General features: G+C 40.9%; 14 protein-coding genes and 1 riboswitch. Of the genes, 9 read left to right on the top strand and 5 right to left on the bottom strand.

Annotated features, from left to right (window positions below):
- The first annotated feature begins 98 nt into the window (after nucleotides 1–98).
- The 3 genes from P8610_RS04835 (at nucleotide 99) to P8610_RS04825 (ending at nucleotide 2,407) form a co-directional block, all read left to right on the top strand.
- Nucleotides 99–629, top strand: a complete 531-nt coding sequence (locus P8610_RS04835) for a competence protein ComK (protein WP_394603317.1) — start codon at nucleotides 99–101, stop codon at nucleotides 627–629.
- 222 nt (nucleotides 630–851) lie between these two features.
- Complete coding sequence (locus P8610_RS04830; RefSeq protein WP_394603316.1) at nucleotides 852–1,598, top strand: class I SAM-dependent methyltransferase; 747 nt, start codon at nucleotides 852–854, stop codon at nucleotides 1,596–1,598.
- 26 nt (nucleotides 1,599–1,624) lie between these two features.
- Nucleotides 1,625–2,407 carry a class I SAM-dependent methyltransferase gene (locus tag P8610_RS04825; protein WP_394603315.1) on the top strand — a complete coding sequence of 261 codons (783 nt, stop codon included), beginning with the start codon at nucleotides 1,625–1,627 and terminating at the stop codon, nucleotides 2,405–2,407.
- Between the two features lie 258 nt (nucleotides 2,408–2,665).
- Here P8610_RS04825 and P8610_RS04820 read toward each other — a convergent pair whose 3' ends face one another.
- The gene (locus P8610_RS04820) at nucleotides 2,666–2,836 is read right to left on the bottom strand and encodes a hypothetical protein (RefSeq protein ID WP_394603314.1); all 171 of its coding nucleotides are present in this window, start codon (nucleotides 2,834–2,836) and stop codon (nucleotides 2,666–2,668) included.
- Nucleotides 2,837–2,840: 4 nt separating this feature from the next.
- Entirely contained in the window at nucleotides 2,841–3,389 is a 549-nt protein-coding gene (locus tag P8610_RS04815) for a GNAT family N-acetyltransferase (RefSeq protein ID WP_394603313.1), read from the bottom strand.
- Between the two features lie 104 nt (nucleotides 3,390–3,493).
- Here P8610_RS04815 and P8610_RS04810 point away from each other — a divergent pair, with 104 nt between their 5' ends.
- The 3 genes from P8610_RS04810 (at nucleotide 3,494) to P8610_RS04800 (ending at nucleotide 6,089) form a co-directional block, all read left to right on the top strand.
- Nucleotides 3,494–4,915 (top strand): bifunctional metallophosphatase/5'-nucleotidase, encoded by a 1,422-nt coding sequence (locus tag P8610_RS04810; protein WP_394603312.1) that lies wholly within the window; start codon nucleotides 3,494–3,496, stop codon nucleotides 4,913–4,915.
- On the top strand, nucleotides 4,893–5,450 hold the full coding sequence (locus P8610_RS04805) for a class I SAM-dependent methyltransferase (protein ID WP_394603311.1): 558 nt from the start codon (nucleotides 4,893–4,895) through the stop codon (nucleotides 5,448–5,450). Before P8610_RS04810 ends, P8610_RS04805 begins: the two co-directional genes overlap by 23 nt.
- A 126-nt stretch (nucleotides 5,451–5,576) precedes the next feature.
- A complete protein-coding gene (locus tag P8610_RS04800; protein WP_394603310.1) occupies nucleotides 5,577–6,089 on the top strand; it encodes a hypothetical protein in 513 nt (170 codons plus the stop codon).
- Nucleotides 6,090–6,433: 344 nt separating this feature from the next.
- Here the strand turns inward: P8610_RS04800 and P8610_RS04795 are convergent, their stop codons facing one another.
- Genes P8610_RS04795 through P8610_RS04785 form a run of 3 tightly spaced genes read right to left on the bottom strand, consistent with a single transcriptional unit; the run spans nucleotide 6,434 to nucleotide 10,124 of the window.
- Nucleotides 6,434–7,513: a Ger(x)C family spore germination protein gene (locus P8610_RS04795; RefSeq protein ID WP_394603309.1), complete on the bottom strand. Its 1,080-nt coding sequence runs from the start codon at nucleotides 7,511–7,513 to the stop codon at nucleotides 6,434–6,436.
- Nucleotides 7,506–8,600 (bottom strand): GerAB/ArcD/ProY family transporter, encoded by a 1,095-nt coding sequence (locus P8610_RS04790; protein ID WP_394603308.1) that lies wholly within the window; start codon nucleotides 8,598–8,600, stop codon nucleotides 7,506–7,508. The genes P8610_RS04795 and P8610_RS04790 overlap by 8 nt, the downstream gene beginning before the upstream one ends.
- Nucleotides 8,601–8,615: 15 nt before the next feature.
- The gene (locus P8610_RS04785; protein WP_394603307.1) at nucleotides 8,616–10,124 is read right to left on the bottom strand and encodes a spore germination protein; all 1,509 of its coding nucleotides are present in this window, start codon (nucleotides 10,122–10,124) and stop codon (nucleotides 8,616–8,618) included.
- 232 nt (nucleotides 10,125–10,356) lie between these two features.
- A riboswitch (SAM riboswitch) is annotated at nucleotides 10,357–10,473 on the top strand.
- 127 nt (nucleotides 10,474–10,600) lie between these two features.
- On the opposite strand from P8610_RS04785, the gene P8610_RS04780 reads away from it, so the two are divergent.
- The 3 genes from P8610_RS04780 to modB all read left to right on the top strand — a co-directional run bounded on the left by P8610_RS04780 (nucleotide 10,601) and on the right by modB (nucleotide 13,038).
- Entirely contained in the window at nucleotides 10,601–11,425 is an 825-nt protein-coding gene (locus P8610_RS04780) for a MetQ/NlpA family ABC transporter substrate-binding protein (RefSeq protein ID WP_394603306.1), read from the top strand.
- 161 nt (nucleotides 11,426–11,586) lie between these two features.
- Nucleotides 11,587–12,381: a molybdate ABC transporter substrate-binding protein gene (gene modA, locus P8610_RS04775; protein WP_394603305.1), complete on the top strand. Its 795-nt coding sequence runs from the start codon at nucleotides 11,587–11,589 to the stop codon at nucleotides 12,379–12,381.
- The gene (modB, locus tag P8610_RS04770; RefSeq protein WP_394603304.1) at nucleotides 12,382–13,038 is read left to right on the top strand and encodes a molybdate ABC transporter permease subunit; all 657 of its coding nucleotides are present in this window, start codon (nucleotides 12,382–12,384) and stop codon (nucleotides 13,036–13,038) included. It abuts the gene before it with no gap.
- Nucleotides 13,039–13,042: the final 4 nt, after the last annotated feature.

The following is a 13,042-nucleotide window of genomic DNA, read 5'->3' as shown; positions in this document are numbered from 1 at the left end:
AAATGGTAAAATATTACTATATAGTACGAATCTTAGGGAAATTTGTACTATGGATTATTAAGGTTATTGGGGAATTAAAACATTTTAGGAGGTTTTGAATGAAGTACAAAATTGTGCACGATAAGGTTGAGGAGTATTTTATTAAAAGTGACACCATGGCCATCTATCCTTTTATTAATCAGTGGGGAGCCGTTTGTGCAGAAGTTTATGAAAAAGATGCGATCATCCTCGTTGAAAAAAAGCCTTTCAGAATCATTAAAGATACTTGTCCGTATTACGGCAGCACGTATGATGGGAAGAAAGAGGCTGCACGCATCAATATGGGAAGAATGTGTTTTGCTCCGATTATGATTGACACCAAACTTGATATTTTTTTCTTTCCCACGCAATCACCACGAAAAGATTCCTGCATCTGGCTATCGCAGCCCCACATCGAGGACATTGAATCCATTGACCACAAAAATGTTAGAGTGATTTTTTCTAACGGTATGGATCTACCCATCGAAAGTACCCGCGCAGCCTTACGAGGCAAACTCCATCGAGCCGCTCATTACAGAAGTGTTTTAATGTATCGAACAGCAGAAAAGGAACGAGAACGCTTAAGAAGCCGTGATCTGATCCTTACATAGTGTTAAAAATGTTAAGCGCCTGATGCGAAGTGGATTAGGCGTTTTTGTTATGTGAGTGGATTAAGTCTAAAGTGGTCTCAATTAAGTCTAAAAAGAGAAATATAGGCTTTTCTACAAATCTCGACTCGCGCACTGCCAAGCACCCACGCTCAAAAATTTCATTGCAGGGAAATCGACAGATGTATGGAAATCAATTTGTAGGATATAAATGGGGGTTATACGATGAATCTTGAGACTATTTCAATGAACAAAAAAAGCTGGGAAGTGGTGGCAGAGCGATTTTTTGGGAGGACTGCCTTACCAGAGTATGGACCTTTTGCACCGCTTGAAGACGAATTAAACTTGCTGGGAGATCTTCATGGATTAAACGTCTTAGATATTGGGTGCGGGAGCGGTCACTCTCTTAAGTACATGGATGAAATGGGAGCGGCTGAGGTTTGGGGTTTAGATTTAACCCCACAACAAATTAAGGCAGCTCAACATGTACTGAAAGATACCGCTGCTGAAGTAAAATTATTTGAATCGCCTATGGAGAACAATCCTGGAATTCCTGAAAATCATTTTGATCTTGTTTATTCCATTTATGCATTAGGATGGACAACTAACTTGGAGCAAACCTTAACCAACATACATACTTATCTTAAACCGGGGGGAACCTTCGTTTTTAGTTGGGAACATCCGCTGTACAGCCGTATTAATCATGTGGATGGGAATCTGCTTCTTGAAAAGTCCTACCATGAAGAAGGGCCTTACGATCATGAAGCTTGGCAGTCGACCGCTATCATGCAGCAGTTTAAAGTTAGTACATATATGAACGCGCTAATTAAGATTGGTTTTACAATTGAAAGAGTGGTTGAAGAAGTGGTCTTGCCAGAAAGTGATCGCGAAAAATTTACAAACTCCTGGTATTCCTGCGAAAAAGCGGAAGCCGTACCAACGACATTAATTATTAAGAGCACAAAACGATAAAAGGTTATTAGAGGGGAATTAATATGATGGATGTTATTAAACAAAACAGCCAGGCGTGGGATAAGAAAGTGGAGAACGGAGCTGTTTATACGAAGTGTGTGAGTGAAGAGGTTATTCAACAAAGTAGAACAGGAGATTGGCAGATTTCAGTCACAACAGAAAAGAGTGTTCCTAAAAATTGGTTTCCTAACGAATTAGAAGGTGTGAAAATTCTATGTTTAGCTTCTGGAGGTGGTCAGCAGGCGCCGGTTCTTGCTGCAGCAGGAGCAGATGTGACCGTTATGGATTTATCGATTAAACAGTTAGAGCAAGATGAGTTTGTAGCAAAACGCGATGGATTGAAGCTTACAACTGTCCAGGGCAATATGACAGATTTGTCTTGTTTTGCAGATGAACAGTTTGATATGATTATCCATCCTGTATCCAATTTATTTATTGAAGACGTCAAACCACTGTGGAAAGAGGCGGCTCGTGTTTTAAAAAAGGGTGGCGTTCTGATTGCAGGTTTTGTTAATCCACTTCTGTTCATTTTTGATGATGAGCAAGAGATGCAAGGGAATCTGGAAGTGAGACATGCTGTTCCGTCTTCAAGCATCTCACATCTATCAGAAGAGGAGATACAAGCATACAGCCAGTCCAATAAAACGATAGAGTTCAGCCATACACTTGAAGATCAGATTCAAGGCCAATTGGATGCGGGATTTGTTATTACCGGTTTGTATGAAGATGACTTTGGTGGCCAACGGATGCTAGATTCATATATAAAAACGTTTATTTCGACAAGAGCAGTAAAAATGAGAATGGAATAGCTGAACAACAAAAATAGCTTGGAGATATCGTCCAAGCTATTTTTTACTATTAAACTGTAGTCCGAGGATGGCTAAATATTAGACTTGCGGAATTATAGTGAAAACTCGCGAGATTAAGCCAAGAACTCGCGGAATTAAGTTCGTAATTCGCGGAATTATCTCCTAAATTTCCGGAATTATTACGTGTTATCCCAATGACGTATAAGTGAAGAGCCGTTTTACGAACTGATTCTTCAACTATTTTTGTGCTATCTTACGCTAAATGCTATTTTTCTTATTTTCTTCTAAAATGGCAAGCTGCTTTTTAATCTCTGACAGCTCTTTTCGTATAATTTTCATCTTTTTTGAATCATCAATCCCCGTTCTTACGGCATAATGGATAATCGCAAATAACAAGAAAAATCCGGAAAGCACTAAAAAGATCTCCATATTTTTACCCCCATGAATCAGTTGATTCCCATTCTTCCCGAAGAATACCCATCCTGATGGAGTCATAGTATTCTCCGTTGTAATACCGGCACTTTCTCATCCTGCCTTCCATCGTCATGCCTAACTTTTCGCCCACTTTAATCATGCGCTCGTTGCCTGACCAAGTGGTATAACCGACACGCACTATTGGCATCGTGTTAAACAAATGGCTGATCCATAAACGGATAGCTCTTGTTCCGTAACCGCCGCTCCAGAAATGCGGGTTGTAAATGCCGATTCCCATCTCTAGCCAGTGGGAAGGCTCGTGCTCCCAATAATAACTTACAGTTCCTATGAGTTCGCCATTTACTTTAATGGCCCATCGTTTGTCTTGGTTCACGTAGTGTTCTTTGTTCCACATGAACTCATCATATGGCACGTGCTTGTGCTCAAAGTAAGGAGCGTCCCACTTTTTCCATTCGGGTGCTTCCTCTTTATAAATGAGTTCCCATAGCTTGGGAAGATCTTTTTCAGTAATGGGCCGAATGGTTAAGTCTTTATCTTGATATGACATTCAGTTCCTCCGCCTATTTTTATGAACAAATCTATATCTTTTATGATACCATTATTTGTAAAGGGAGAACGATCCATTTCACATTTTGGGGGAACAGAAAAACAATGAAACTTAAAATCATACATACGAACGATCTGCACAGTAATTTCGATAACTTTGCAAAAGCCGTAACTCTTATTAAGCAACATAAAGACGAGCATACCCTTCTGCTTGAAGCTGGGGATTTTGCGGATTTTAAAAGTATTGAACTGCAGGGGACAAGAGGGATTGCAGCTGTTGAATTATTAGAGGCTGTTGGCTATGACGCGATAACCGTGGGCAATAACGAGATGTTTAACGGTGTGGATACGCTTCAGCATATGGCCACGAAAAGCTCCGTTCCGTTTATCAGCAACAATCTTTTCAAAAGGGATACGACAAAAATTCAGGGTGTTCATCAAAGTGTTATTTTACATAAAAATGGACTGCGTATCTTGATTACAGGTGCATCGCCTGATCTTGGCGCATTTAACGAAGGACTCGGCGTACATAATGAGAATTATATTATTGCGATCGCAAATGAAATGGAGAAAAACCGAGGGAACTATGATTTGTGCATCTTGCTTAACCATGTTGGAACGGTGGCAGATATCGATCTCGCTAAAGAAATTCAAGGCATTGATGTTATTGTCTCTTCCCATGACCACCAACTGTTTTCTGAAGCGGAAATTGTGAATGAAACATTCATCGTGAGCGCAGGGAACTATGGCGAGCACATTGGCGTGCTGGAGATTGAAGTGGACGGGGAAAGTAAGAAGCTTCTTCATTCTGCGGTCTTCAGCACGAAGGATATTGAAGCAGACAAAGAGATTACAAAAATTTTAGAAGTAAATAGAGAAAAAGCGATCGAGAAGTTGAGAAAGCCTCTTTATGCTGTGGACCAGCCCCTTTGGCACGATGTGATAGCCGAGAATCCGATCACCAACTTAATCGCAGATGGGTTGAAGGACATGATGAACACTGACTTAGGTCTCATCAACAGTGGAATCGTAAACGCTGGTGTCTTTCAATACGTTTCCGATAAAAAGTTAATTGAAGTGTGTCCTTCACCACTTAACCCAACTTCATTCGAGATCCAAGGCAAGTACATTTGGATGGCGATCCAGCAGTCACTTGACGTACAGCATTGTTTGCTTGATGGCAGGGGGCCTGGTTTTCGCGGGAAATACGTAGGAGGACTTCATGTCTCAGGTGCGACAGTCGTACATGATGGCGGACGAGTTCTTGAGATTAAATTGGGTGACACTCCGCTTGAAGAGGAAAAATGGTACACGGTGGCAACCTCTGATTATTTGCAGCGCGGATCAGGCTATCCATCTCTCGCAAACAATAAAAACGAGTTTTATCGGCCAGAAGAAATAAAAGAAGTGATAAAAATCTATGCCAGCAAGCCAGAATTTGTACAACGTGCCTTTGTGACGAGATTAACAGAACAGCAGCAAGCTGTGGAGGTGGGAAATCTCGATGACGACTACACAACCTATTAAAATTGTGATTGGTGCTGGCGTTTACAATAACAATCCAGGCTGGCTTCACACACAGGAAGAGGAACTGAATCTGCTGGATAGGAGCAAGTGGGAGGAGAGGTTTGAGAGAAATTCAATCTCTGCCATTCTCGCAGAGCACGTATGGGAGCATCTGACATTCGAAGAGGGAGTACAGGCTGCTAAAATTTGTTATGACTTTTTGAAACCATCTGGCTACATTCGCTGTGCGGTCCCTGACGGTTTTTTTCGAGATGATGAGTATCAGAGCATGGTACAAGTTGGTGGTCCTGGACCCCTTGATCATCCTGCTAGCAGCCATAAGATCGTCCATAACTACAATACCCTACAAAAGCTATTTGACGAAGCGGGGTTTGATGTTCAGTTGCTGGAATACTTTGATGAGCATGGTGATTTTCATGATCATGACTGGGACGGAAAAGACGGTGTGATTTTTCGCTCAAAACTCTACGATCCCAGAAATCAGGGGGGAAGTCTCAAGTTTCCTTCACTGATTGTGGATGCTATAAAACGCTAACTTTTACAAAAAAAGCGAGCATCTTGTAACGAAAATCAATCTCTTTCATAAGCAACAAAATTTTTACCAAATCAGCCTAAATAAAATAATGACGTTGTTCATATATGTTAACAAGGGGGGGTACGTATGGAGAAGTGTGTGTATTTCAATGATTCATTTTTCTCTTCAGGGAGAACAGATATTTATAATGGTTCCCAAGAAAAGCTAGGTGAACTTGATTTGAAAAGTGCATTCTCTTCAAGTGTGAATGTAGAGAATGAAAAAGGAGAGGTTGTTGTTGAAGGTGCCTTTCCGTTTTTTTCGAGCAGATGGATCATCACCCAGGCTGATGGGACGGAATTGGGTGAGGTGAAGTCTTCATTTGCATTTTTCTCAAAGCGTTATCGATACTCAACCAATGACCATACGTACGAAATTGAGTCCCCTGCCTTTTCAAAAGAATACACCATCCTTGATGATAATAAGGCGGAAGTGGCAACCTTCAAAAAAGTAAGCGGCTTCTTTCAATCAGCAGCATATGAATTAATGAATCATTCGGATGTATTGCGAACAGAAGAACTGATCGCCGTTGTTATGGGCGTTAACGCGATTGAAAAATGCAAACAATCCAGTGCAGGTGGCGTGAATGGAGGGGCTTAACCTCCGTTTTATTATAAATTGATGTAAAAAAGAAGCTTTCACTCTGATGATGCGCATTTTAGAGTGATTGCTTCTTTTTTAGTCCATTATTGTACGCTCGAAAAAAACACTTTGAGGAAATGTTCGTTTTAAACGAACACATATATTTACACTTGCTCTCCCTCAACTTATTTCCAAGGTAAATAGAAATAATTCCGGGGATAGAATAAATAATTCCGCGGATAGCCTCAATATATCCGCGTATAAAATAATTTATCCGTTTTTCGACACGAATCAACAATTGCCATCGTCCTAAATAACGAGGACGAAGCGGTATAAATCATCATACAATCTCAGTCAACATTCTACTCCGTAATTCCAGCTTGAACGATCTCCACATCTACTTTTACGTTGATCGGAATCTCTGGATACTGCTTTTCCCACTGTTTAAAATTAAATCCTCTCGTTCGGCTCCGCGCCAGATCGCCTAAGCCGATGGGGTCTACTTTCCACTTTTGGAGCTTATCAGCCACTTTGTTAATTTTTTCACTCATTTCTTTTTCAGTTGCCCGTTCAAGCTGTTCGACAAGAGGTGGTTTACTGACAGGGATTTTCGGTGCTTCACTTATACGCCCTTTAATTTTAACCACGATGTCGATTGCAGGAGACTGTTTGACATTCTTAATATGGTACTCTGCTTTTGATGAGATGTTTTGGATGGTGAAGAAACGATCTTTGGTAAATTTCACTTCATAAATCCCTCGTTCAAACGATTCCATTAGCAATTTAAGCATAAAGGATTCTTCAAGGTTAAGTTGCCCGACCATCTTATCATCTTTTAAGATTGCGGTTCCTTTCACCCTGATGCGATCTCCTTGTTTTTCTAATAACGGCAAGTTAGGATCCATTCCTTTTCCGTAAAAGGTGTACAAAAAGCGATGAAGATTGGAGTCTGGGATATTAGAACGCATATTTTGCTGTAAAAGCTGAAACAGATATTTAGAAGGTGTTTCACTAAGTGGGTACTTCTGATCCAACAGCGGTTTCGTACTTCCCTGAACGACAGACAAGTATAGATCACGTCCTAAAGCAGGATCACGCTGCAGGGTATCAACCAATTTATAGATGCCTTTTTCCGCTAAACGATTATCATACAAGGCAACCTCTAAACGGCCGACTTGAAAAGGCTTTGGCGATTCGGCTTGTTCGAGAGCTCTCGCCATTTTACTCGTATGTGTTATTGTAGTAAACACTTGAGAGATAGGCGGTACATCTTCTCCACTTTGAGGAATGGCGACCATCGCGTTTAATTCAACTTTGTTTTTAGAGTGATAATCATAGCCGACCGCTGATACGAGCTGGATGTCTTCTAAAATTCTTTTACTCGGAAAACAACCGGTGAGTAAGGATACTGAAATGATGATGACAAAATATTTTCTAACCATGTTTTGTTTTCCTCACTTTTGTCAAAATAAGCTGGATCACAAAAAGGAACGGAATGTAGAAGTACAGAATGTAAAAGCCAATGTTAGAAACACTGCTGTTCAGGATGTCTACCTGCTGCCGATCGATGACAAGGATACATGAAACAAAGACGACCAAAAGTAATGCTCGTAACGCACTTTTTTGCTTGATTTTATATAACCGGTGCAGGCCGCGGCTGACAGACCACAACCCGATGCATAGGTTAGGCAAGATAACGAAAAGCCAGAGTGCGATTCCTGCGTATTCGAAACGCTGTGCAAAAGGCAGGTCCACGATTTTCCAAAGAGTGAGTGTTGCCCAGATTGTGTGCTGCAGCTGCTCTTGGTTGTAATAAACAAACGAAACGAATATGGTGATAAAGTAGGTGAATATCGTAAAAAGATTGCCAAAGTGTGCCCATTTTTGAGACTTTTCCGGTTGTTTCAGAAACGGCAGGTACAGTAAGATCAATTCAAATCCTAAGTAATTAAGTGTAACGCCTTTCGTTGCCGCTAAGATCTCAGTGATTGAATGGTCAAAAATAGGCAAAAGATTTGTATAATGAGCATCTTTAAGAGCGTAATATTTTAATAAAAATAGAGGCAGTGTTATGAAAAATCCTAATACTGCTAATCCAGCAACAGCTCGTATGCCTCCGACTACAAATGAATAGGCAAGCACCAAAAAGAGGATGGCGATTACCCCTGTCCCGAGCTCTGGGAACATCCAGATTTGAATCACTTCGATATAGGTTCTTAAAACGGTTATAACTGTCGAGATGAAATACAGCAGCAAGAGTAAACTTAACAGACCGCCAACCCATCTTCCAAACAAATTGCGATGAACGCCAACTATATCGGTATTCTCTTTTAAAAGAATGCGATAAATCATCCAAATGATTATGTTGAATGATAGGCCTCCAAGCACTACTGCGATCCAAGCGTCATGACCTGCAGATTTTGCGATGTACCGTTCGAATCCGAGGATACCAACACCAACCTGCATCGTCGTGACCATGTAAAAAACCATATAGGGTGATATCTGTTTGTTTTCACTAATCTGAGACATACATACCCCTCTTTTTTAGTCCTCTATATCATGCTTTTCATTTGAGCGCTTCTTATTCATCCTTTTTTTATCGCTAGGTCTTAATGAGACTGGACGGTTGTATTGCGAACTGAACGGCATACGAATGAGGGCATCTTTCAAATCGTTCATACGCAGCGGATAAAGCGGCGCAATATATGGTCTGCCAAGTGACGTTAACTTCAACAGATGAGATAAGATGAAAGCAAAGCAAATTGTTACACCAAGAACACCTAAAAATTGTGCAAACAATAAAAAGGGAAAGCGCAGCAGACGGATCGTGTTACTCATCTGATAAACAGGTGTTGTAAAAGATGCGAGCGCGGCTAACGCGACAATGATCAAGAGAACATTGCTTGTGAGTCCAGCTTGAACAGCGGCCGTTCCAATAACAATACCGCCTACGATCCCGATCGTCTGACCGACTTTAGTTGGCAGTCTCGCTCCTGCCTCGCGCAGCAGCTCGATTGAAAGTTCTAATACCATTGCCTCAAGGATAGGCGGAAAAGGAATATCATTTCGTGACGCGACAAGTGTCGCCAACAGATTTTCAGGAATCATCTCATAATGAAACGTTAAAACCGCGACATAAAGTGGTGTGGATAACACGGAAAACATGACTGCCATCAAACGGATCAAACGAAAAGCAGAAGCTAAAACCCAGTTTAGGAAGTAGTCTTCAAAGGCTGAGAAAAACTCAACGATTGTTGTTGGTCCTGTCAGTGCATGTGGTGAACCGTCCGCCATAATGGCAACTTTTCCTTCCGCCAATACACTCGCCACACGGTCAGGACGTTCAGTGTCAATCAGCTGTGGAAAAGGTGAGTTTCCATTGTCAGAAATCATTTGGTTGATATAAGAGCTGTCTACAACATGATCATATTCAATATCATTGACTCGTTGGATCGCCGTATTTACGTTTTCAGGATCAGCGATTCCATCTATGTAGATAATGGCAACTCTTGTTTTCGTGAGTTTACCAACGCGCACCTCTTTAACTATAAACTCTGGAATCGGCAGTCTTTTTCGTATGAGGTTCAAGTTCGTATCGAGTGATTCTACGAATGCTTCTTTAGGACCAACTACGCTGAACTCGGTTTCTGGAATCGAGATTTGCCTATTCTCTGTTGAAAGACTGGGTATCATCAGACATTCTGTATCCTCTTTATTCATCTGTAAAAGAATAAAGCCTTCTGTTACCTTGTTTGCGATATCGCGAACATCTTTCGTTTTTACTATGCCATCTAAAGGCAAGTGTTTCTGTACATCATCCAGATTTTTTAGGGGAAGATCTGTGATATAAGGCAATAAATCACGGTGAACAAATTCCGGGTTTACGAGAGTTTTAAAATATGAGATATAAAATGTGCTCGCAGATGATTGTTTAACGGTTGAAAAGTCGGCAGAAGCACTTAATTTTTGCATCAACTCTTGAAAGGTTAAAGAATCTCGATTATTGGTCTGTTTTGGTTCGGGCTGTTTTTTCTTTTTCTTAAAAAAGTTCACGTGTGGCACCCACTCGTTTTTGAAGTAAGTTATTTTCCTAGCATTTCCTCTGGATTTAATAATATTCTTTGTGTGCGAGGTTGTCGGTTTTATCTCCCTTAAGAGAAAAGGTGAGTGTTGCCATTGCTGCAACGACAGAATTAAGAAACACAAGGAGTTCAGAATAATTCGAAAAAAGTGTTTGACATTACATGGATTTCCTGTAATAATACAAAGTAATTTGATATGAACACTCTTATTAAGAGCAGGTGGAGGGAATTAGCCCTATGAAACCCGGCAACCATTCGTACTGAATAGTCAGTATGGAAACGGTGCTAAATCTAACAGCGGTCACGCTGAGAGATGAGAGGAAATCGGATCTTTTTTCGAGAAGCCTTCTGTCTCTTTTATGAGCTCAGAAGGCTTTTTGCATGCTGCCTCTTGAAGAGTTTTTATCAAACAAAAATATAGAGAACTAGAGGATAGGGGATTAGATCATGAAAAGAATCATTCAAGTTTTACTCGCAAGTTTGGCAGTGTTTGTGTTAACAGCTTGTGGATCATCAGCAGCAAATGGCGGGGAGAAAACCGAAAAGCTCGTCGTTGGGGCATCGAACGTACCGCATGCTGAAATCTTAGAAGAAGCAAAACCACTTTTGAAAGAAAAAGGAATTGACTTAGAAATCGTTAAATTCCAAGACTACATTCTGCCGAATAAATCACTTTATGAAAAAGAAATCGATGCGAACTACTTTCAGCATATTCCATATTTAACACAGCAAGTGAAGGACAATCCAAAGTACAAGTTTGAAAACGCAGGTGCGGTTCATCTCGAGCCTATGGGAGTTTATTCGAAAAGACATAAGTCATTAAAGGATCTTCCGAAAGGCGCGAAAATTATCTTAAGTAACTCAGTAGCTGAGCACGGTCGAATTCTTTCCATTTTTGAAGCAGAAGGACTAATCAAGCTAAAAGAAGGAAAAGGCTATGAAGCGCAGCTAAGTGATATTGTAGAAAATCCGAAGAACTTAGAATTTGTGGCAGACATTGACCCAGGCCTTTTAACGAAGGCATATGAACACGATGAAGGCGATGCGATTGTAATCAACACAAACTTTGCGATTGATGCTGATCTGAATCCGAAAAAAGATTCTATCGCACTAGAAGGGTCTGAATCACCATTTGCGAACATCATCACGGTTCGTGAAGGAGACAAAGATAAAAAAGCAATCAAAACATTGCTAGAAGTGCTTCACTCAAAAGAGATCACAGACTTTATCGACAAAGAGTATAAAGGGTCTGTACTTGCAGTAACAGAGTAAGCGAAGAAGAAGCTGTCACGAAGGAGAATCCTCCTTAATGGCGGCTTCTTTTATTTGAAAGTCACTTTACAAAAATGAAAGCAAGTACAATAGAAGAGTTTCCGCTAATGCTTTGCTATAATCAAATGTAATCAGACATTGCTGTGGAAGGAAGAAATGAAGTGAGAAGAAGGTATCATATGATGATTTGCCTAACGATGCTCATCGTATTTTTAACGGCATGCGGAGGACAGGGGCAAGATCAATTGAACAAACAAAAATCTCAAGACAGAGTGGAACTTACCATATCAGCCGCAGCTAGTTTGCAGGATGTGTTAAATGAAGTCGCCGCTGTCTATGAAAAAGAACATCCGAATGTAAAGATTACATATAACTTTGGAGCGTCAGGAGCACTGCAACAGCAGATCGCACAAGGTGCACCTGTTGATCTGTTCTTCTCAGCCGCAGAAGATAAATATGATGAACTTGTAAAAGAGGGATTCATCGAAGAAAACTCAGGAACAGATCTTTTGCGTAACGAATTGGTGCTAATCGTTTCAACCAACTCAAAAATAAACAGGTTTGAGGATTTACCGAAAGCCAACCGAATATCAATCGGAACGCCAGAGTCTGTGCCAGCTGGAACGTACGCGAAAGAAACACTTGAAAACTTAAATCTATGGAACGAGACCGAAAAGAAAATGGTCTATGCAAAAGATGTGCGTCAAGTATTAACCTATGTAGAAACGGGAAACGTAGACGCTGGAATCGTTTATAAAACAGATGCCGTGATCTCGGATAAAGTAAGAATTGCAGCAACCGCAAACGAGCAAACACATTCACCTATCGTCTACCCCGTTGGTGTTATTAAAGACAGCTCACACCAGAAAGAAGCCAAGGAGTTTTATGAATTCCTGAAAAAAGAAGAGTCGATCAAAACCTTTGAAGACAATGGATTTAAGCAGGTAGAAAATTAGATGGCGATCGACTTTTGGTCACCAGTCAAACTGTCGTTAGGAATTGCACTAGTTGCGGCAATCCTCGTAATCGCTGCAGGTTTATTTTTTGGACGGATGATGGCTCACAAAAAATTTAAAGGGAAATCTGTTGTTGAAACGTTCTTTTTACTGCCATTAGTGCTGCCGCCTACGGTCGTTGGTTTTCTTCTGATTGTTTTATTCGGGAGAAATGGTCCAGTCGGGCAACTCATACAATGGTTATTTCACCAGCCGATCATGTTTTCATGGTGGGCCGCAGTAATCGCGTCTTCGGTTGTTGCATTTCCTCTCATGTATCAATCGGCAAAATCGGGTTTCGAGTCCATTGACGGAGATATTGAAAATGCGGCACGTGTAGATGGAGCGAATGAATGGCATGTTTTTATGAGGATATCCATTCCTTTAGCACTTAGGGCCATCATATCCGGTGCCATTTTAAGTTTTGCCCGAGCTTTGGGAGAGTTCGGTGCAACTCTCATGTTTGCGGGGAATATTCCTGGAAAAACGCAAACGGTATCTACCGCAATCTACATAGCGATTGACTCTGGTAACATGGATCTTGCCTGGATGTGGGTAGCAAGTGTTGTTGGAATTTCTTTCTTGATGTTAATTTCTGTAAATCGAGTAAGGGCTTAATTCT

Origin of the sequence: Fictibacillus sp. UD (assembly GCF_043558025.1) — a bacterium.
GTDB lineage: Bacteria > Bacillota > Bacilli > Bacillales > Fictibacillaceae > Fictibacillus.
Note: the sequence above shows the minus strand (reverse complement) of the source record. Positions and strands in the feature narration are given on the sequence as shown.

Excerpts from the sequence above, each read along its gene's own strand:
- P8610_RS04835 (WP_394603317.1), top strand. The coding sequence starts at position 99 with ATGAAGTACAAAATTGTGCACGATAAGGTTGAGGAGTATTTTATTAAA.
- P8610_RS04830 (WP_394603316.1), top strand. The coding sequence starts at position 852 with ATGAATCTTGAGACTATTTCAATGAACAAAAAAAGCTGGGAAGTGGTG.
- P8610_RS04825 (WP_394603315.1), top strand. The coding sequence starts at position 1,625 with ATGGATGTTATTAAACAAAACAGCCAGGCGTGGGATAAGAAAGTGGAG.
- P8610_RS04820 (WP_394603314.1), bottom strand. The coding sequence starts at position 2,836 with ATGGAGATCTTTTTAGTGCTTTCCGGATTTTTCTTGTTATTTGCGATT.
- P8610_RS04815 (WP_394603313.1), bottom strand. The coding sequence starts at position 3,389 with ATGTCATATCAAGATAAAGACTTAACCATTCGGCCCATTACTGAAAAA.
- P8610_RS04810 (WP_394603312.1), top strand. The coding sequence starts at position 3,494 with ATGAAACTTAAAATCATACATACGAACGATCTGCACAGTAATTTCGAT.
- P8610_RS04805 (WP_394603311.1), top strand. The coding sequence starts at position 4,893 with ATGACGACTACACAACCTATTAAAATTGTGATTGGTGCTGGCGTTTAC.
- P8610_RS04800 (WP_394603310.1), top strand. The coding sequence starts at position 5,577 with ATGGAGAAGTGTGTGTATTTCAATGATTCATTTTTCTCTTCAGGGAGA.
- P8610_RS04795 (WP_394603309.1), bottom strand. The coding sequence starts at position 7,513 with ATGGTTAGAAAATATTTTGTCATCATCATTTCAGTATCCTTACTCACC.
- P8610_RS04790 (WP_394603308.1), bottom strand. The coding sequence starts at position 8,600 with ATGTCTCAGATTAGTGAAAACAAACAGATATCACCCTATATGGTTTTT.
- P8610_RS04780 (WP_394603306.1), top strand. The coding sequence starts at position 10,601 with ATGAAAAGAATCATTCAAGTTTTACTCGCAAGTTTGGCAGTGTTTGTG.
- modB (WP_394603304.1), top strand. The coding sequence starts at position 12,382 with ATGGCGATCGACTTTTGGTCACCAGTCAAACTGTCGTTAGGAATTGCA.